At 60.8% G+C, this 18,948-nt stretch carries 19 protein-coding genes; 13 read left to right on the forward strand and 6 right to left on the reverse strand.

Features of this window, described 5'->3' with window-relative positions; all coding sequences use genetic code 11:
- The first annotated feature begins 39 nt into the window (after positions 1–39).
- Entirely contained in the window at positions 40–1,278 is a 1,239-nt protein-coding gene (locus D8U71_RS21640) for a nucleoside permease (RefSeq protein WP_130888638.1), read from the forward strand.
- A gap of 79 nt (positions 1,279–1,357) precedes the next feature.
- On the opposite strand, the gene D8U71_RS21645 is transcribed toward D8U71_RS21640, so the two are convergent.
- Positions 1,358–1,654, reverse strand: a complete 297-nt coding sequence (locus tag D8U71_RS21645) for a hypothetical protein (RefSeq protein ID WP_024012526.1) — start codon at positions 1,652–1,654, stop codon at positions 1,358–1,360.
- 1,030 nt (positions 1,655–2,684) lie between these two features.
- Here D8U71_RS21645 and D8U71_RS21650 point away from each other — a divergent pair.
- Both D8U71_RS21650 and D8U71_RS21655 read left to right on the forward strand, forming a co-directional pair.
- Positions 2,685–3,521, forward strand: a complete 837-nt coding sequence (locus D8U71_RS21650; protein WP_130888639.1) for an AraC family transcriptional regulator — start codon at positions 2,685–2,687, stop codon at positions 3,519–3,521.
- Between the two features lie 54 nt (positions 3,522–3,575).
- On the forward strand, positions 3,576–4,172 hold the full coding sequence (locus D8U71_RS21655) for a LysE family translocator (RefSeq protein ID WP_125915963.1): 597 nt from the start codon (positions 3,576–3,578) through the stop codon (positions 4,170–4,172).
- Here the strand turns inward: D8U71_RS21655 and D8U71_RS21660 are convergent.
- A complete protein-coding gene (locus D8U71_RS21660) occupies positions 4,169–4,939 on the reverse strand; it encodes an AraC family transcriptional regulator (RefSeq protein ID WP_130888640.1) in 771 nt (256 codons plus the stop codon). The genes D8U71_RS21655 and D8U71_RS21660 overlap by 4 nt on opposite strands.
- Positions 4,940–5,160: 221 nt before the next feature.
- On the opposite strand from D8U71_RS21660, the gene D8U71_RS21665 reads away from it, so the two are divergent.
- From D8U71_RS21665 to D8U71_RS21685, 5 genes are all read left to right on the forward strand, one after another.
- Positions 5,161–6,786 (forward strand): APC family permease, encoded by a 1,626-nt coding sequence (locus D8U71_RS21665; protein ID WP_130888641.1) that lies wholly within the window; start codon positions 5,161–5,163, stop codon positions 6,784–6,786.
- Between the two features lie 22 nt (positions 6,787–6,808).
- Positions 6,809–7,735: a 4-hydroxyproline epimerase gene (locus tag D8U71_RS21670; protein ID WP_130888642.1), complete on the forward strand. Its 927-nt coding sequence runs from the start codon at positions 6,809–6,811 to the stop codon at positions 7,733–7,735.
- A gap of 54 nt (positions 7,736–7,789) precedes the next feature.
- Complete coding sequence (locus tag D8U71_RS21675; protein WP_130888643.1) at positions 7,790–8,737, forward strand: dihydrodipicolinate synthase family protein; 948 nt, start codon at positions 7,790–7,792, stop codon at positions 8,735–8,737.
- Between the two features lie 63 nt (positions 8,738–8,800).
- A complete protein-coding gene (locus tag D8U71_RS21680) occupies positions 8,801–10,393 on the forward strand; it encodes an aldehyde dehydrogenase (NADP(+)) (RefSeq protein ID WP_130888644.1) in 1,593 nt (530 codons plus the stop codon).
- On the forward strand, positions 10,383–11,636 hold the full coding sequence (locus D8U71_RS21685; RefSeq protein WP_125926052.1) for an FAD-dependent oxidoreductase: 1,254 nt from the start codon (positions 10,383–10,385) through the stop codon (positions 11,634–11,636). Before D8U71_RS21680 ends, D8U71_RS21685 begins: the two co-directional genes overlap by 11 nt.
- On the opposite strand, the gene D8U71_RS21690 is transcribed toward D8U71_RS21685, so the two are convergent.
- A complete protein-coding gene (locus tag D8U71_RS21690; protein ID WP_122507430.1) occupies positions 11,633–11,842 on the reverse strand; it encodes a DUF2945 domain-containing protein in 210 nt (69 codons plus the stop codon). The two genes, D8U71_RS21685 and D8U71_RS21690, sit on opposite strands and share 4 nt — an antisense overlap.
- 164 nt (positions 11,843–12,006) lie before the next feature.
- Between D8U71_RS21690 and D8U71_RS21695 the strand changes: the two genes are divergently transcribed.
- The 3 genes from D8U71_RS21695 to D8U71_RS21705 all read left to right on the forward strand — a co-directional run bounded on the left by D8U71_RS21695 (position 12,007) and on the right by D8U71_RS21705 (position 14,255).
- Positions 12,007–12,234, forward strand: a complete 228-nt coding sequence (locus D8U71_RS21695; protein ID WP_056784730.1) for a hypothetical protein — start codon at positions 12,007–12,009, stop codon at positions 12,232–12,234.
- Positions 12,235–12,376: 142 nt separating this feature from the next.
- The gene (locus D8U71_RS21700; protein ID WP_130888645.1) at positions 12,377–13,426 is read left to right on the forward strand and encodes an NAD(P)-dependent alcohol dehydrogenase; all 1,050 of its coding nucleotides are present in this window, start codon (positions 12,377–12,379) and stop codon (positions 13,424–13,426) included.
- Between the two features lie 130 nt (positions 13,427–13,556).
- The gene (locus tag D8U71_RS21705; protein ID WP_323163723.1) at positions 13,557–14,255 is read left to right on the forward strand and encodes a tRNA (adenine(22)-N(1))-methyltransferase TrmK; all 699 of its coding nucleotides are present in this window, start codon (positions 13,557–13,559) and stop codon (positions 14,253–14,255) included.
- A gap of 193 nt (positions 14,256–14,448) precedes the next feature.
- Here the strand turns inward: D8U71_RS21705 and ycaC are convergent, their stop codons facing one another.
- Positions 14,449–15,078: an isochorismate family cysteine hydrolase YcaC gene (gene ycaC, locus D8U71_RS21710; RefSeq protein ID WP_016774235.1), complete on the reverse strand. Its 630-nt coding sequence runs from the start codon at positions 15,076–15,078 to the stop codon at positions 14,449–14,451.
- A gap of 265 nt (positions 15,079–15,343) precedes the next feature.
- Between ycaC and D8U71_RS21715 the strand changes: the two genes are divergently transcribed.
- Both D8U71_RS21715 and D8U71_RS21720 read left to right on the forward strand, forming a co-directional pair.
- Entirely contained in the window at positions 15,344–16,054 is a 711-nt protein-coding gene (locus D8U71_RS21715) for an SDR family NAD(P)-dependent oxidoreductase (RefSeq protein ID WP_125926049.1), read from the forward strand.
- A gap of 94 nt (positions 16,055–16,148) precedes the next feature.
- Positions 16,149–17,078, forward strand: a complete 930-nt coding sequence (locus D8U71_RS21720) for a LysR family transcriptional regulator (protein ID WP_130888647.1) — start codon at positions 16,149–16,151, stop codon at positions 17,076–17,078.
- Here the strand turns inward: D8U71_RS21720 and D8U71_RS21725 are convergent, their stop codons facing one another.
- Positions 17,079–17,996: an AraC family transcriptional regulator gene (locus D8U71_RS21725; protein ID WP_130888648.1), complete on the reverse strand. Its 918-nt coding sequence runs from the start codon at positions 17,994–17,996 to the stop codon at positions 17,079–17,081. It lies immediately after the preceding gene.
- 174 nt (positions 17,997–18,170) lie between these two features.
- Positions 18,171–18,935, reverse strand: a complete 765-nt coding sequence (locus D8U71_RS21730) for an SDR family oxidoreductase (protein ID WP_130888649.1) — start codon at positions 18,933–18,935, stop codon at positions 18,171–18,173.
- Positions 18,936–18,948: the final 13 nt, after the last annotated feature.

Raw genomic sequence — 18,948 nt, forward strand, 5'->3', positions numbered from 1 at the left:
ATCCGCGTTACCGACATAAAAACAATACGGTGATCTGAAATGAACGTAATGAATGCGCGACTCAGCGTGATGATGTTTTTGCAGTTCTTTATCTGGGGCGGCTGGTTCGTCACCCTCGGCACTTTTCTGGCGACAACGCTGGCCGCCAGCGGTGGTCAGGTCGGCATGGCCTTCGCCACGCAATCCTGGGGTGCGATTCTGGCACCGTTTGTCATTGGCCTGATTGCCGACCGTTTCTTCAACGCCGAACGCATTCTGGCAGTGCTGCATCTGCTTGGCGCAGTGTTGCTCTATCAGCTCTATCGCGCGGCAGACTTCAGCGCGTTTTATCCCTATGTGCTCGCCTACATGATGGTCTACATGCCGACATTGGCACTGGTGAACGCCGTGGCGTTCCGCCAGATCAAAGACCCGGCGCTGGAGTTCTCGCGCATTCGCGTGTGGGGCACGGTGGGCTGGATCGTCGCCGGCGTGGTGATCAGCTTCGTGTTCGCTTGGGACTCGCAGCAAAGCATCGCGGCCGGAGGCTTGCGCAATACGTTCCTGATGTCCGCCGTCGCGTCGCTGTTGCTGGGGCTTTACAGCTTCAGCCTGCCGAACACTGCGCCGTTGAAAAGCGCAGCGGGCACATCAAGCCTCAAGCAGATGCTCGGCGTCGATGCGTTGGGTTTGCTCAAGGATCGCAGCTATCTGGTGTTCTTCCTCGCCTCGATCCTGATCTGCATTCCGCTGGCCTTCTATTACCAGAATGCCAATCCGTTTCTGGCCGAGATAGGCGTGACCAACCCGACAGCGAAGATGGCCATCGGTCAGGTGTCGGAAGTGCTGTTCATGTTGCTGTTACCGCTGTTCATCCATCGTTTCGGCATCAAGATCGCCCTGCTGGTTGGCATGGCTGCCTGGGCGTTGCGCTACGTGCTGTTTGCGTTCGGCAATAACGACGATCAGGCATTCATGCTGCTGATCGGCATTGCCCTGCACGGTGTGTGCTATGACTTCTTCTTCGTGTCCGGGCAAATCTACACCGATGCCAAGGCACCGGAACGCTTCCGCAGCTCGGCGCAAGGTTTGATCACCTTGGCTACGTACGGATTGGGCATGTTGATTGGTTTCTGGATCGCGGGACGGATTACCGACCACTTCACATCAAGCGCAGGGCATGACTGGAGAAGCATCTGGCTGTTCCCCGCCAGTTTTTCCGTGGCGGTATTGCTGTGTTTCTGGGCGACATTCAAGAGCCGCGATCGCGACAAGGCCGTGCTGCCGAGTGCGGTTTAGAGCAGAGTTGTAAAGCGTGAATAGAACGAATGCCGCCTGTGGTTGAGGCGGCATTCGTTATCGATGCTCATCGTTGCGCTCAAGCGGTGCGACGTTCGAGCAGACGGTCAGCGCCACCTTCGGCGACCCGATTGCCTTGCAGATGATCGGAGCCATCAGAGGCTACTGCATCGCTGAACAGTGGATCGGTTTCGGTTGCGGCTACTGCATCGCTGAACAGCGGGTCAGTTTCGGTTGCGGCTACTGCGTCGCTGAACAAGCGGTCCGTTTGAGTGGAGGCGACCGCGTCGCTGAACAGTGGGTCGGTTTCGGTGGCGGCGAAGGCATTCAGTGCAAAAACCGAGAAAGCGATACCGAGGATAGTCTGGCGTTTCATGATGATGTGCTCCGAATTGCAGTGGTTGGGTACGGAGCCGATCTTACGCCGCGCTATGAATATGAGAACTTCATTGACTTAATGGTTGTTATTGACGCAATCAATGGTTGATCGAGCATGAGCCGCTATTGGATCGATCTTCATGCTGTTGCTTACGTCATTAAGCGAAACGCCCTACAAAGTCGAAAGCATAAAACCGACAATCTCGTTTTTGACAGTTTTTTGCACACAAAAAAAGACCCGTATCAGTCGAAACCGAAACGGGTCTTTCCCCACTTAGACGACCTTATTTCAAGTCGTCAAAGTGGTCTCGCAGGAACTCGTAAAAGCGCAAGGCTTTCAACAATCTCCATACAAGGCTCAGCGTACGCAGCAGAAGCTTCATACGTTTTGGCCTCCAGGGCTGGCGGCCAAACCTCCAGCAAACTTACCGGACCATGCGTGCCTTCAGCCTACATGTTGGTGTAGCTAGTGAGGCGGCCGGTTGAAATCCCTCCGAGACATCATTCCGGCGCGGGTGCGAATCCGCGTCAGAGGGCGTGAAACCTTTTGCGCCCCCAGCCAAACCTCACAGCTCTACCAACAAGATGAGCGCAGGCATCTTAACGCAGAAATCAGAAGAGAAAACCCGAGTAGCCAAGGTTATTCTGCGGCTACGCCTGAACCTTTGTAAAACCGTATTTCTGACAATGTTTATTGACAGACCTGAATTCAGTTACATGCGTTGGACGTTCCGAAAAAACCTCGCACATCACGCTAAACCTTCGTTGCACTGACGGGAGAAACTCAATACCATGCGCGGACATGTTGGTGTGGCTAGTGAAGCACATGGCCTCGGCTCCAAACCGAGGATTGAAAAACCGCCCCGCGAAGGCGGTTTTTTTTCGTCTGCGTTTTGTGGTCCCACCCCATCCAGGACACATTGCCTGACTCGATCCCCCTGCGCACCTGCACAAATCTTCTAAACACTCTCCTCCTTCACGCGGTACTTTAGAAACGCCCCTGCTCAACCGCCCTATGGAGTCCTCCCATGGACAAACGCAACTGGATCTCTCTCTCCCAGGATGTCGATACCGGGATCGAGTCGATTCGTGCGCATTTCCGTGGGCATGCCTACGATCCGCACTGGCATGACAGTTTTCTCGTCGGAGTGACCGAGCAAGGCGTGCAGCAGTTCAATTGTCGCCGGGTGCGTCATCGCAGTACGCCGGGGCATGTGTTTCTGCTTGAGCCGGGAGAAATCCACGATGGCCACGCGCCGACCGAGGATGGCTTTACCTACTCGATGCTGTACCTCGATCCGCACTGGCTGGAGCGCGAACTGCACGCGCTGTTCGAAGAGGCACCCGCCGACAGCCAGCCAGGCTTTGCCGACACCCTGAGCCACGATCCGCACCTGTCGACGGCGATCGTGCAAGCCTTCCACGTGTTACATGACGGCGATCTGCGCATCGTCCGGCAGACTGCGCTGGATGGCCTGCTGGCGTCCCTCACCCGCCATCTCGACTGGCGCAAGCGTCAGGACTTCGATCCGCGCCTGCCACTGGTTGCGCAGGTTGCGCGCGACTATCTGCATGCCCACACCTACGAAGACATCGGCCTCGACGACCTAGCGCAAGCCTGTGGTATCGATCGTTTTCGCTTGACCCGCGCGTTCAAGGCCGCTTTCGGTCTGGCACCCCACGCCTACCTGATCCAGTTGCGCCTGGCCAAGGCGCGGCAATTGCTCGCACGCGGCGAGACGCCAGCGCAGGTGGCCAGCGTGCTCGGTTTTGCCGATCAAAGTCACCTCGGTCGCTGGTTCCGCCGCGCCTATCAACTGACCCCGGCGGACTACCGCAGACGCTGCTCAAATCTTCCAGACTGAGGCCTGCCCACTGACGATCATGGTGTCCTGTTTCGACTCTCAGGAATCTGCACCATGGCTTCTTTACTGCCCTTTCTGCTGTTTGCTTTCGTCGCCTCGATCACTCCGGGGCCGACCAATATTCTGGTGCTGAGCCACAGTTCGCGGCGCGGATTGATTGCCACGTTGCCGATCATTTTCGGCGCCTGTGCGGCGGCGGCGTTGATTGTGCTGGTGGTCGGGCTCGGTGCTGGCGAAACCCTGTTGCGCTTTCCGCGCGTGCAGCAAGCCATGGCCTGGGCTGGCGTGCTCTGGTTGAGCTGGCTGGCGTGGCAGATCTTTCGCAGCCCGCCGCCATCGCTGGACCCAAATGCTGCACAGGAACAAGGCTTGAGCGTCTTCGGCGCGGCGCTGCTGCAACTGGTCAATCCGAAGGTGTGGATGATGGCTGTGGCCGTGGTCAGCGTATTCGTTGGCGGCGGCGACAAGACCCTGCGCCTGCTGGTGTTGTCGCTGGCATTTCTGCTGGTGTCGCTGCCGTGCATGACGCTCTGGGCGCTGCTCGGCGTTGGCAGCGCGCGGTTGCTCAGCTCACCGCAAGCGTTCAAGCGAATGAACGCGGCACTGGCCCTTCTTCTGCTGCTCTCGGCCTGGCTGGCCGTGTTGGTCTAATGCCCGGTGGCTTGCCGGTATTCGCGTGGTGTAAACCCGGTCGAGGCCTTGAACTGACGGGTGAAAGCGCTGTGATCGGTGTAGCCGCATTGCAGCGCAACCTCGGTAATCGGCAAGTCGCTGTGCAGCAATCGATGCGCGTGTTCCAGGCGGACTTTCTGAATCATCTGCCGTGGTGTCAGGTGGAAAACGCGTTTGCAATAGCGCTCCAGTTGCGCCACGGATATCCCGGCGATCCGCGTCAGTTCACCCAGCGTCACCCGCCGGTTGAAGTTGCCGCGGATGTATTCATCGACCGCCGCCAGGCGCTCGAACGCCGGGTGGGTTTCGCTGGCTGACTGCAGATCCACCGAGATCCCCACCAAGCCGATGATCGTCCCGTCACGGTTGTAGATCGGCCTCTTGTGAGTCAGGCACCAGCCCGGCTCGCGACTGCCATACAGGTGCAGTTCGAGCTGATCCTCCAACACAAAACCTTCCTCCAGCACCTTGCGATCCTGCTCGGTGTAACCCGGGCCCAACTGCGCCGGGAACACTTGCGCGCTGGTCTTCCCCAGCAACGGGCGTAGGTCCTTCAAGCCACAACGCTGCACCAGCGTGCGGTTGGCCAGCACATAGCGCGCGTGCAGATCCTTGATGAAGATCGCCGCATTGGGGATCACATCGAGTATCGGCAACAGCTGCGCGGCACCGGCGACCATCGCTTCGAGGGTCTGCGGACGCAAGCCGTCAGTGCCCTGGCACAGGATCGAAAACGCTGACTGCATCAAAGACTTCCCCTTGAGCTGAACCACCGCAAATGTCACTCGCCAGCAGATTGCAGCAACGTCGCGGCCCTGTCGAGGCCGCGCATTCATCGGCGCCATTGTGCTGAATTCGTCATCGATCCCGGCATAAAACATCAATCGCCGCCACTGCCGACCAGTGCAAAGTCTGCTCGTCCACGTGACACAACTGCCTATCCAATAACTCACAAGAAGGCGATGCCATGTCAGGCCAAGGCAAGTTCAAAAAACAGCTTTCATTGATCGACCTCACCTTTATCGGACTCGGCGCGATCTTCGGCTCCGGCTGGTTGTTCGCCGCCAGCCATGTCTCGGCGATTGCCGGTCCGGCGGGGATTTTTTCCTGGTTGCTGGGCGGTTTCGCCGTGTTGCTGCTGGGCATCGTCTACTGCGAACTGGGCGCGGCATTGCCCCGTGCCGGCGGTGTGGTGCGCTACCCGGTTTATTCCCACGGCCCGCTGCTCGGCTACCTGATGGGCTTCATTACGCTGATTGCGTTTTCCAGTCTGGTAGCGATCGAAGTGGTCGCCTCGCGCCAATACGCGGCGGCGTGGTTTCCCGGCTTGACCAAGGCTGGCAGCGGCGATCCGACGATCCTCGGCTGGCTGGTGCAGTTCGGCCTGCTCTGCGTGTTTTTCCTGCTCAACTACCGCAGCGTGAAGACCTTCGCCAAGGCCAACAATCTGGTCAGCGTGTTCAAGTTCATCGTGCCGTTGCTGGTCATCGGCGTGCTGTTCACCTTCTTCAAACCGGAGAATTTCCAGGTTCATGGATTCGCTCCATTCGGCCTGTCCGGCGTGGAGATGGCGGTCTCTGCCGGCGGAATCATCTTTGCCTACCTGGGCCTGACGCCGATCATTTCCGTCGCCAGCGAAGTGAAGAATCCACAGCGCACCATTCCCATCGCGCTGATTCTTTCGGTGCTGCTGTCGACCCTGATTTACGTGCTGCTGCAAATGGCCTTTCTCGGCAGCATCCCGACGGAAATGCTCGCCAACGGCTGGGCCGGTATCAGCAAGGAATTCGCCCTGCCCTATCGCGACATCGCCCTGGCGCTCGGTGTCGGCTGGCTGGCGTATCTGGTGGTTGCCGATGCGGTCATTTCGCCGAGCGGCTGCGGCAACATCTACATGAATGCCACGCCGCGAGTGATCTACGGCTGGGCGCAGACCGGCACCTTCTTCAAGGTCTTCACCCACATCGATGAAAAGTCCGGCATCCCGCGTCCGGCGCTGTGGCTGACTTTCGCCCTGTCGGTGTTCTGGACCCTGCCATTCCCGTCGTGGGAAGCGCTGATCAACGTGGTCTCCGCCGCGCTGGTGTTGAGCTATGCGGTGGCGCCCGTATCGGTTGCGGCGCTGCGGCGCAATGCGCCGGACATGCCGCGCCCGTTCCGGGTCAAGAGCATGGGCCTGCTCGGGCCGGTGTCGTTCATCATCGCCGCGCTGATCGTTTACTGGTCGGGCTGGAACACCGTGTCGTGGCTGCTTGGCCTGCAGATTCTGATGTTTGTCATCTATCTGTTCTGTGGCCGCTTTGTGCCCACCGCTCACCTGAGCCTGGCGCGTCAGGTGCGTTCATCGGCGTGGCTGATCGCCTTCTACGCGGTGACCATCGTGCTGTCGAAACTCGGCACTTTCGGTGGCCTGGGTATCCTCGCCCATCCGTTCGATACGATCGTCGTCGCCGCTTGCGCCACCGGCATTTACTACTGGGGCGCCGCGACCGGCGTGCCTGCCCATCTGCTGCGCTTGGACGACGAGGACGAAGAAAGCGACAGCCCTGCGCCCTCGTCCACCGTCAGCGCCCGGCCTGCCGGCGCCTACTGAAATCATCCAACGGGATCTCTTCATGAAACGAGTACACGTCATTGATTCCCACACCGGCGGCGAGCCGACACGGCTGGTGATGAGCGGCTTCCCCGAGCTGTCCGGCAACAGCATGGTCGATAAACGCGATGCCCTGCGCAGCCAGCACGATCAGTGGCGCCGCGCCTGTCTGCTCGAGCCGCGTGGCAACGATGTTCTGGTCGGCGCGCTGTATTGTCCGCCGGTGTCGGCAGACGCCACCTGCGGGGTGATCTTCTTCAACAACGCCGGATACCTGGGCATGTGCGGCCACGGCACCATCGGCCTGATCAATTCGTTGCAGCATCTGGGGAAAATCCAGCCGGGCGTACACAAGATCGACACGCCGGTGGGGCAAGTCAGCGCGACTTTGCATGACGATGGCTCGGTCACCCTGGGCAACGTGCCCGCCTACCGCTATCGCAAACAGGTACCGGTGGAGGTGCCGGGTTATGGCCGCGTGGTCGGCGATATCGCCTATGGCGGCAACTGGTTTTATCTGGTCTCCGAGCATGGCCAGAGGTTAACGATGGACAACGTCGAACACCTGACCGCGTACACCTGGGCGATGCTCAAGGCGCTGGAAGATCAGGGCATTTTTGGCGAAGACGGCGCGGTCATCGACCACATCGAACTGTTCGCCGATGACGATCGGGCCGACAGCCGCAACTTCGTCATGTGTCCCGGCAAAGCCTACGACCGCTCACCGTGCGGCACCGGCACCAGCGCCAAACTTGCCTGCCTGGCCGCCGACGACAAGTTGCAAGCGGGCGCGCCATGGATCCAGGCGAGCATTACCGGCAGCCAGTTCGAAGGGCGCTTCGAATGGGAGGGCGAACGCATTCGCCCGTTCATCACCGGCCGCGCCTACATGACCGCCGACAGCACCTTGCTGATCGACGAAACCGACCCGTTCGCGTGGGGCATCTGAGCCGCCACGCCGATTTTTCACTTCGAATCAAACGAAATGCCAAGGAGTTGAATCATGAGCGACAACATCTTCACCGGCTGCATGCCGGCCCTGATGACCCCATGCACCGCCCAGCGCAAACCGGACTTCGATGCGCTGGTGGCCAAGGGACGCGAGCTGATCGATGTCGGCATGAGCGCCGTGGTCTACTGCGGCTCGATGGGCGACTGGCCGCTGCTGACTGAAGCCGAGCGTCAGGAAGGCGTGGCGCGGCTGGTCGCTGCCGGGGTGCCGACCATCGTCGGCACTGGCGCGGTGAACACCCGAGAAGCGGTTTCCCACGCAGCGCATGCGGCGAAAGTCGGCGCGCAAGGCTTGATGGTCATCCCGCGCGTGCTGTCCCGTGGTGCTTCCGCAACAGCGCAAAAAGCCCACTTCGCCGCGATCCTGCAAGCCGCACCGAACTTGGCGGCGGTGATCTACAACAGCCCTTACTACGGCTTCGCCACCCGCGCCGATCTGTTTTTCGAACTGCGCCGTGAATACCCGAACCTGATCGGTTTCAAGGAATTCGGCGGCGGCGCGGACCTGCGCTACGCGGCCGAGAACATCACCTCCAAGGATGACGACGTGACGCTGATGGTCGGCGTCGACACGCAAGTGGTGCACGGCTTCGTCAACTGCAACGCCACCGGCGCCATCACCGGCATCGGCAACGCCCTGCCCCGCGAAGTGCTGCAACTGGTGGCGCTGAGCAAACAGGCCGCGCAAGGCGATGCCAAGGCCCGGCGCCAGGCGCGGGAGCTGGAGTCGGCGCTGGCGGTGCTGTCCTCGTTCGACGAAGGTTGCGATCTGGTGCTGTATTACAAGCATCTGATGGTGCTCAACGGCGACAAGGAATACACCCTGCACTTCAACGAAAGCGACGTGCTGAGCGATTCGCAAAGACGCTATGCCGAGAAGCAGTATTCGCTGTTCCGTCACTGGTACGAAAACTGGTCCGCCGAGCAGAATTTCGCCTGACTACTACCTGCCGCGAGTCAAAACGATTCGCGGCAGGCCTCGCTCATTTCACAGGAAGACACCATGACTCTGACGGGCAACATGCTGATCGGCCAACAATCCGTGGCGGGTACGCGTCCGGCCTTTCGCGGGATTGATCCGGCGACCAACCAGGCACTTGAACCGCAGTTCGCCGGGGCATCAGCCGAACAGGTGGAACAGGCCTGCGCCCTGGCCTGGGCGGCGCAAGATGCGTATCGCGAAACCAGCCTGAGCGCCCGTGCGGCATTTCTCGAAAGCATTGCCGAGCACATCGAAAACCTTGGCGATGAACTGATCGAGCGCGCCCACGCCGAAACCGGTCTGCCGCCTGCACGCCTTCAGGGCGAACGTGGCCGCACCTGCTCGCAATTGCGCCTGTTCGCCCGTACCGTGCGCGCCGGTGAATGGCTGGACGTGCGCGTCGACAGTGCGCAACCGCAACGCCAACCGCTGCCGCGCTCCGACTTGCGCCAGCGGCAGATTGCCTTGGGGCCGGTCGCGGTGTTCGGCGCGAGCAACTTTCCGCTGGCATTTTCCGTGGCCGGTGGCGACACCGCCGCAGCACTGGCGGCCGGTTGCCCGGTGATCGTCAAGGCGCACAGCGCCCATCCGGGCACCAGCGAACTGGTCGGCCGCGCAGTCGCGCAAGCGGTCAAAGCCTGCGCTCTGCCCGAGGGCGTGTTTTCCTTGTTGTTCGATTCTGGCTACGAAGTCGGCATCGCATTGGTCAGCGACTGGCGCATCAAAGCCGCTGGTTTCACCGGCTCGCGCACTGGCGGTCTGGCCTTGATGAAAGCTGCGCAAGCGCGGCCCGAGCCGATTCCGGTGTATGCGGAAATGAGCTCGATCAACCCGGTTTTGCTGTTACCCGCCGCGCTGGAAAATCGCGCGCAGGCGCTGGCCGAAGGGTTTGTCGCGTCGCTGACACTGGGCGCCGGGCAGTTCTGCACCAACCCGGGATTGCTGATTGCCCGCAAAGGCCCGGCGCTCGACGGGTTACTCAGCGCGGTGGCTGAACTGATCCCGCGCAGCGCGGCGCAAACCATGCTCACGCCCGGCATCTTCGGCGCCTATCAAGCAGGCGTGACCGCTCTGCAAGACAACCCCCGTGCACGCGCGATAGCGGTTGGCCAAGTCGGCGGCGGCCCGAATCAGTGTCAGGCGCATGTCTTCAGCACCGATGCAGCGGATTTTCTTGCCGATCAAAGCTTGCAAGCCGAGGTCTTCGGCGCGACAGCGCTGATCGTGCAATGCAGCAGTGACGAAGAAATCCGTCAGGTCTGCGCACATCTGGAAGGCCAACTGACCGCGACCCTGCACATGGATGACGCCGACCTTGCACTGGCGCGTTCGTTGCTGCCAACCCTGGAGCGCAAGGCCGGTCGCTTGCTGGTCAATGGCTGGCCGACCGGCGTGGAAGTCTGCGATGCAATGGTGCATGGCGGGCCTTATCCGGCGACCTCAGATGCGCGCAGCACCTCGGTCGGCACTGCGGCGATCCTGCGTTTCCTGCGGCCGGTGTGCTATCAGGATTTCCCCGACAGCTTGCTGCCGACGGCGCTGCAACAGACCAATCCGCTCAACCTTCGGCGCTTGCTCGATGGCCAATGGGAAGCGACACGCCATGGCGAATAACCCTTCGCACGACATCGCCGTGGTCGGCGCCGGGATCATTGGCGTGGCTTGCGCACTGCGCCTGGCCCGCCAGGGTTTGCGCGTGGTGGTCATCGATCAGCAGGAACCGGGACATGGCGCTTCGTTCGGTAATGCCGGGCATCTGGCCACCGAGCAGGTATTTCCGATTGCAGACGTGTCGATCCTCAAGCGCTTGCCAGCCATGCTGATGGACCCGATGGGGCCGCTACGCCTGGACTGGAAATATCTGCCGCGCGCCCTGCCGTGGTTCACCCGCTTGCTGCTGAATCTGCGGTCTGAACCTTTTCAGAAAACCGTCGCCGGCCTGCGCGCGCTCAATGAAAGCAGTCTCGACGCGTGGCAGCGCTTGCTCAGCGATATCCAGCGCCCGGATCTGCTCAAGGTTGACGGCTCGTTACTGGTCTTCGAAAAACCTGAATCGCGGCAATCCCTCGAAGCCTTGCAGGCACGCCTGAATCAGCAGCAGGTGCCGGTGGACTATTGGCAGGCGGGGGCGATCCGCGAAACGGCGCCGCAGCTCAGCGAACAGATTCAGGGCGGACTGTTTTTCCCGCGCACCGGGCATTTCCTTGATCCCTATCGGGTGGTCTGCGCACTGGTCGAAGCGGCTCGCAGCAGCGGCGTGAGTTTTCTCCAGCAGCAGGTTCAGGGCGGCTGCGTGCAGGAGAACGGTGTTTTATTAGTGACCGGTAATGGCGGGGTAACGGCCAGACGCGTGTTACTGGCCTGCGGTGCGCATTCGGCGAAACTGACTGCCGCGCTGACTGGCAAGCAGGTACCGTTGGACACCGAACGTGGCTATCACCTGATGCTGCCGCACGAGCATGATCGCCTGCCCTTCCCCGTCACCTCGCTGGAACGCAAATTCATCATGACGCCGATGCGCGAAGGCCTGCGCCTGGCCGGCACGGTCGAATTCGCCGGGCTGGAGCGGCCGGCGAACATGGCACGCGCCTGGCAGTTGCAGCGCCTGAGCCAAGGCCTGTTTCGCAAGGATCTGAACGCTGATGGCGCCACACCGTGGATGGGCTTTCGCCCGTCGCTGCCGGATTCCCTGCCAGTGATCGATCAGGTTTGCGCCGGCAAGGTCTTGCTTGCCTTCGGTCATCAGCATCTGGGCCTGACTCAAGCGGCGCTGACGGCGGAATTGATCGGGCAGATGGTCTCAGGCGCGGCTCTCGCGCTGCCGAGTGTCGACGCCTACCGACTGGCACGTTTCTAAGCGTGCTTCAGCGCGTCGCCGTGATGCATGGCCAGGTGGCCGGTCTTGTCGCTCTTGACCTCGTACTGCGGCGCGTCTTTCGAAGCCGGCCGGTGGCGGCCCATGAACTCGGTATCGCGAGTGTGCACCTTGACCACTTTGCCGTGGATCTCGCCGGCCTCGGAATTCCAGCGCACCGCTTCGCCGACCTTGAATGAACTGCTCATCATTGCGTCCTCGCCTCTGGCTGTTGATTTATGGAGCCGCGCGCGTCGGAGAAATTCCGCTTTTTTGCGAGGCGACCGAAGGCAGGCAAAAAAATCGAACGGCGAAAATCGCCCGCACCTCCAACCTGCACAAGCCGTAGAAAACGGCCATGACGAGGTGTGAGATGAATAACGATCAAGGCAAGCAAGGTGACGATCCGCTCCCAACCACGCCCGACCCGCTGAGTCCGGGGCGTACCGAGGTCGATCCGATGAAGGAACGCGGCATCGACGAGCTACCCGACAACGAAGGCGAAATCCCGCTGGATGATGACAGTACCGGCCTGGATCCGGAGCGCGTACGTCAGGAAACCGATAACGCCGAGATGGACGACCAGCCCAATCCGCGTTGAGCCTGAAACGGCAGCCATACGGCTGCCTTTCGGTTGCGCAATCAACAGCAGAATCAGGCAAGCATTTCACAGAAATGCACTACCTCGCGCTCCGACCCAGGCGCAACAATGGGCGTCCGACAACCCCATGGAGGATGCTCACATGCTCGTACAAGCCTACGGCGCCCACGCTGGCGACAAACCTCTTGAACCGATGCAGATCAACCGCCGTGCCCCGGCGGCGCACGACGTGCAGATCGATATCGCCTTCTGCGGCATCTGCCATTCCGACTTGCATCAGGTGCGCGCCGAATGGGCTGGCACGCAATTCCCTTGCGTGCCCGGCCATGAAATCGTCGGCCGCGTCTCGGCGGTCGGCGATCACGTCAAAAACTACAAGGTCGGCGATCTGGTCGGTGTCGGCTGCATCGTCGACAGCTGCCAGCACTGCGATGACTGCGAGTCCGGTTTGGAAAACTACTGTGACGGCATGATCGGCACCTACAACTTCCCGACCCCGGACGCACCGGGCTGGACTCTCGGTGGTTACTCGCAAAACATCGTCGTGCACGAGCGCTATGTGTTGCGCATCCGTCATCCCGAGGCGCAACTGGCAGCCGTCGCACCGCTGCTCTGCGCCGGCATTACCACCTACTCGCCGCTGCGCCAGTGGCACGCTGGCCCCGGCAAGAAAGTCGGCGTGGTCGGCATCGGTGGCCTGGGCCACATGGGCATCAAACTGGCCCACGCCATGGGCGCCCATGTCGTCGCATTCACCACTTCCGAATCCAAGCGTGAAGCGGCCAAGGCACTGGGCGCGGACGAAGTGGTGGTGTCACGCAATGCCGAGGAAATGGCGGCACACACCAAGAGCTTCGACTTCATCCTCAATACCGTCGCAGCGCCGCACGATCTCGACGCGTTCCTGGTTCTGCTCAAGCGCGACGGCGCGTTGACCCTGGTCGGAGCGCCCGCATCGCCGCATCCGTCGCCGAACGTGTTCAACCTGATCACCAAGCGGCGCACCATTGCCGGTTCAATGATCGGCGGCATTCCCGAAACTCAGGAAATGCTGGATTTCTGCGCCGAGCACGGCATCGTTTCCGACATCGAATTGATCCGCGCCGACCAGATCAACGAGTCCTATGAGCGCATGCTCAAGGGCGACGTGAAATACCGCTTCGTCATCGACAACGCAACGCTCGCCGGCTAAGCGCCAACGTCCATCGGCAGCGCCGTGCTGCCGATGGCTTGAAGGATTCCATCGGCGCGATTTGACAGCGCCCGCGTTGCTCGCCAGAGTCGCACCCCTTTTTCCACCGCTGGGTGAACAGGGGTCGCCGTTGAACCAACAGACATTGTCCATGCGCCTTGAACGCGTCGCCGCTCACGTGCCGGTCGGCGCACGACTGGCCGATATCGGTTCCGATCACGCCTATTTGCCGGTTGCCCTGATGCGCCGAGGCCTGATTACAGCGGCGGTGGCTGGCGAGGTCGCGCGCACGCCGTTCCACGCAGCGCAACGCACCGTCAATGACAACGATCTGCACGGCCAGATCAGCGTGCGTCTGGCCGATGGCCTGGCGGCGATCAGGCCTGACGACGGCATCAGCGCCATCACCCTGTGCGGCATGGGCGGCGAAACCATTCGCGATATTTTCGACAGTGGCAAGGCCCATCTCAGTGGCCACGAACGCTTGATCCTGCAACCCAACGGCGGCGAGCAAGCGCTGCGCCAGTGGTTGATGGATGACGGCTACCGCATCGTTTGCGAAGAAGTGCTGCACGAGAACCGCTTCGACTACGAAATTATCGTTGCCGAGCGGGCCTCTGATCCGGTGACTTACGATGCCAGGGAACTGTTTTTCGGACCGCTGCATCTGCAGGCACGCTGCCCGGCATTTCTGCACAAATGGCAACGCAGGCTGAGTCAGCGGCAGAAGACGTTGGGGCAGTTTACGCGAGCGCAACAGGCGTTGCCGGAGGATAAAATTCTTGCGCTGAAGCAAGAGATGCAGTGGATCAGTGAATTGCTCGGGTGACTGTGCCGCCGTCTTCGCGAGCAGGCTCGCTCCCACAGGAAATTGCATTTCTCCTGAGGGAACACGGTCAACTGTGGGAGCGAGCCTGCTCGCGAAAGCGGTGGGTCAAGCTACACAGCAACCAAGTTGGCCGCAGCCGTCGGAAAAACAAAAAGCCTGCTGTTAAAAGCAGGCTTTTTCGTGGGTGGTGAACTTACTTCTGCTGCGTCAGCGCCGAGTAGCTGTTCATCAGGTTGCGGTAGTTAGGAATGCGCTGCGACAACAGATTGCCCAGGCCTTCAATGTCGTTGCGCCAGTCGCGGTGCAGTTCGCAGGCCACCGAGAACCAGTTCATCATCTGCGCGCCAGCCTGAGTCATGCGGCTCCATGCGGCTTGCTGCACGGTCGTGTTGAAAGTGCCGGACGCATCGGTGACCACGAACACATCAAAACCTTCCGCCAGCGCCGACAAGGTCGGGAACGCTACACACACATCCGTGACCACACCGGCAATGATGATCTGCTTGCGCCCGGTGGCCTTGATCGCCTTGACGAAGTCCTCGTTGTCCCAAGCGTTGATCTGGCCTGGACGAGCGATGTACGGCGCGTCCGGGAACATCTCTTTCAGCTCCGGCACCAGCGGGCCGTTCGGGCCTTGTTCGAAGCTGGTGGTGAGGATGGTTGGCAGGTCGAAGAACTTGGCCAGATCCGCCAGCGCCAGCACGTTGTTCTTGAACTCGTTCGGCGAGAAGTCCTGCACCAGCGAGATAAGACCGGTCTGGTGGTCAACCAGCAGCACGATAGCGTCGTCTTTGTTCAGGCGGTTGTAGGTTGGAGTGGTCATGGTGTGCGTCCCTTTTCAAGTTTGGAGTTTTGTTGTTGCGTTCAAGTTGGGTACAGATTACTGACGCACAGCAAAGGGATAAATCGGCTGAAAAGCGTTTCACCGTCCACTCAAACGGGACAATCATTCGAGGTCCGCTCTGATTAGATACACCACAGTACAAATGATGTACCTCAGCCCCCATTTATCAACTTCGCTCAACTTCCTAAAGTCTCCTCCAACAGCCACCCGCCATCCTGACGGGCCAGCGACAGAGGAAATCATCATGAGCACATCGAAAAAAGTAGTTGTCATCACCGGCGCTTCGCAAGGCATTGGTGCAGGTCTGGTCGAAGGCTTTCGCGCCCTTGGCCATCAAGTGGTCGCTACCTCGCGCTCGATCAAAGAGTCGAGCGACCCGAATGTCCTGACCGTCGCCGGCGACATTGCCGATCCGCAAACCGCCGAGCGCGTGATTCGCGCCGCTGTCGCCCGCTTCGGTCGCGTCGATACGCTGGTCAACAATGCCGGGATCTTTCTGGCAAAGCCGTTCACCGCTTACAGCCAGGCGGACTATGCCCAGGTCGTGGCGACCAACATGAGCGGCTTCTTCTACATCTCGCAACTGGCCATCGCCGAGATGGAAAAACACGGCAGCGGCCACGTCGTCAGCGTGACCACCAGCCTGGTCGATCATGCAATCGACGGCGTGCCTTCGGTATTGGCGTCGCTGACCAAGGGCGGCATCAACGCCGCGACCAAATCCCTGGCGATCGAGTACGCCAAGCGCGGGATTCGGGTCAACGCCGTGTCGCCGGGCATCATCAAAACGCCGATGCACGCCGAAGAAACCCATCAGGCGCTGGGCAGCCTGCACCCGGTCGGTCACATGGGGGAAATCGACGACATCGTGCAAGCGATCCTCTACCTCGACGGTGCAAATTTCGTCACTGGCGAGATCCTGCATGTCGACGGTGGCCAGAGCGCCGGCCATTGATCGAAACCCTGCAACGCCGCCGGTGGATACCGGCGGCGTCGTTGGTTGTGGTACACAGAGGATGAACGTCCGTCGATCCTCGGTGCGAGCCACAATGAAACGCCATTTTGAAGATTTGCAGTTAGGCAGTATCGAACTGTTCTGCCTGGCCGCCGAAGCCGGCAGCTTCACCGCCGCCGCGCAACTGGCCGGAGTCACGCCCGCTGCGGTGAGCCGGTCGATTCTGCGTCTGGAGCAACGCCTGGGTTCGCGACTGTTCGCGCGCACCACGCGCAGCATCCGCCTCACCGACGCCGGACGGAGCTTCTTCGAACAATGCAGCCAGGCGCTGACGCAACTGGTTGAAGCGCAGCAGGAAGTCATGGGCGCGCAGACTTCGCCGTCGGGGCGACTGCGCATCAGCCTGCCGACCACCTACGGGCATCACCGCATCCTGCCGCTGCTACCGAAATTTCGCGCGTTGTACCCCGAGGTCACGGTCGACGTGCACTTGGGCAATCGCAATATCGACTTCGTCGAAGAGGGCTACGACCTGGCGATACGCGTGCGCGCACAACCGGACTCGACGCTGATCGCGCGCTTGCTGGAAGACGCCGCCCTGGTGGTGGTCGCCGCCCCCGAATATCTGCATAGAGCCGGTACGCCGCAGACGCTGGACGATCTCATCGCGCATGAGTGCATCCAGTTCGAATTGCCCAGCAGCGGGCGGCGGATTTCCTGGCTGTTTCAGGAAAACGGCCGGGACCTGGAAGTGATTTCCGACGGTGGCTATTCCTGTTCCGACGATGTGCTCGGCGGTGTGACGCTGGCCAAGCACGGCGCCGGGCTGTTTCAGACTTACCGTTTCATCGTCGAGCAGGAACTCGCCGATGGCCGCCTGATTGAGGTGCTGCAACCGTACGCCGGACGTTCGCGCCCCTACACCCTGCTCTACCCGCACGGCCGCTATGTGCCGCAGCGGGTGCGGGCGTTTGTGGATTTTCTGCTGGGGTTTCGTGAGCAATGGACAGGACCCGCGCGGTAATCAACCGGTCTGACGCAGGCGGCTGAGTTCCTTGGACGGCGGGCAGCCGAACTGGCGGTTGTATTCGCGGCTGAACTGCGAAGCGCTTTCGTAGCCGACGCGGTAACAGGCGCTCGAGACGTCCAGCCCTTCATTGATGATCAGCCGCCGCGCCTCTTGCAGGCGCAGCTGTTTTTGATATTGCAGCGGGCTCATGGCGGTGACGGCTTTGAAGCGGTGATGCAGCGCCGAGTTGCTCAGGTTGGCCACCTGCGCCAGCGCGTCGATACGCAGCGGCTCGGTGAAATTCTTGTTCAGCCAGTCGATAGCGCGCGTGACCCGGTGGGTCTGCGAATCGTTGACGGCGATTTCATACAGCAGATGCCCGTGCTGGCCGCGCAGCAGGCGGTAATACAGCTCACGCAACACCATCGGCGCGAGCATGCCGATGTCGCGTGGATTATCCAGCAGGCGCACCAGACGCAGCATGGTATCGAGCAAGGTCACGTCGATCTTGTCGAGGAACATCCCGCGCCCGGCGTCCTGTGGCATGCCGGTCAGCGGCGACTCGGCAATCAGTTGCGTCAGTTGTGCCGGATCGAAATCCAGCCGTACGCAAAAATACGGCGCCTCGGGCGAGGCTTCGATCACCCGTCCCGACACCGGCAACGTCACTGACACCACCAGATAATTCAGCGGGTCGTAGAGGAAGCGCTCATCACCCAGCCCGACTTCCTTGCGCCCCTGCACGATCAGGCACAGCGCGGGCCGGTGCACAACGTGAATCAGCTCGGACGGGCCATCGAGACGGATCACGTGCAGTGGCGCAATCGCGGTTTCGTAGGTGCCCGGCGCGTCAAAGCGTTGAGTCAGCAGGCGCACCAGTTCGGCGCGATACACCGCCGTATCGTGGAGGATGGAAGCGTCGTGGTTATCCATGCAAAGGGCCTCGAAAGCAGACGAAGGTGGGTCAACTGCGGAGGAAGATTAGCCAGTTTTATCCAGCGGCGACTAGATCAAAGATGCTGCAGATTTGCCTGATTCTGCGTGCTCGTCTTACTGGCAAAACCATGGGCGCGTTATCACACGCGCCCTTGGCTTCTCACCCGACTATCAACCCGCCGTAACCGTCATGCCGCCATCGGCCATGACCACCGAGCCGACCATGAAACTGGCGCGGTCGGAGGCGAGGAAGGTGACGATTTCGGCGATTTCTTCCGGCTGCGCCGCCCGACCGATCGGCGCCGCTTCGCCGTGCTGCGCGAGGAAGCCAGGGCCGTCCTCGACCACATCGTTGAGAATATTGGTCACCACATCGCCGACGCCGATGGCATTGACGCGAATGCCGTGCTCGATGACTTCCAGGGCCAGCGTGCGGGTCAATTGTGCCAGCGCACCTTTGGAAGCGGTGTAGGCGGCAATGGTCGGAAAGGCAAAGTACGACGCATAGGAAGCGATATTTACGATTGCACCGGACTTGTTCGGGATCATCGCCTTGACCGCTTCGCGGCAGTGCAGGAAGGCGGCCGTGGCATTGACTGCCTGGATCTTTTCCCAGTCGTCGCGACTCATGTCGATCACGGCTTTGTTGATAATGATCCCGGCGTTGTTGATCAGAATATCCAGGCGCCCGAACTGCTCGACGGCAAGGCCGACTGCGCGTTCGGCGGCGCCGTCCTCGGTGATGTCCGCCACCAGCGGCACCAGATCGGGACGAGCCAGTTCTTCGACAGCCGGGTTGAGGTCTTCGGCAATCACCTTGGCGCCGCGAGCGTGCAGCATCAGCGCAATCGCCTTGCCGATGCCACTGGCCGCGCCAGTGACCAGTGCAACTTTACCGGCGACTTCTTGTGGCAGGGTGTGGTTGAAATCAGTCATGGTTTTAACTCCT

This window comes from Pseudomonas sp. Sample_21, assembly GCF_004307525.1.
GTDB lineage: Bacteria > Pseudomonadota > Gammaproteobacteria > Pseudomonadales > Pseudomonadaceae > Aquipseudomonas > Aquipseudomonas atacamensis.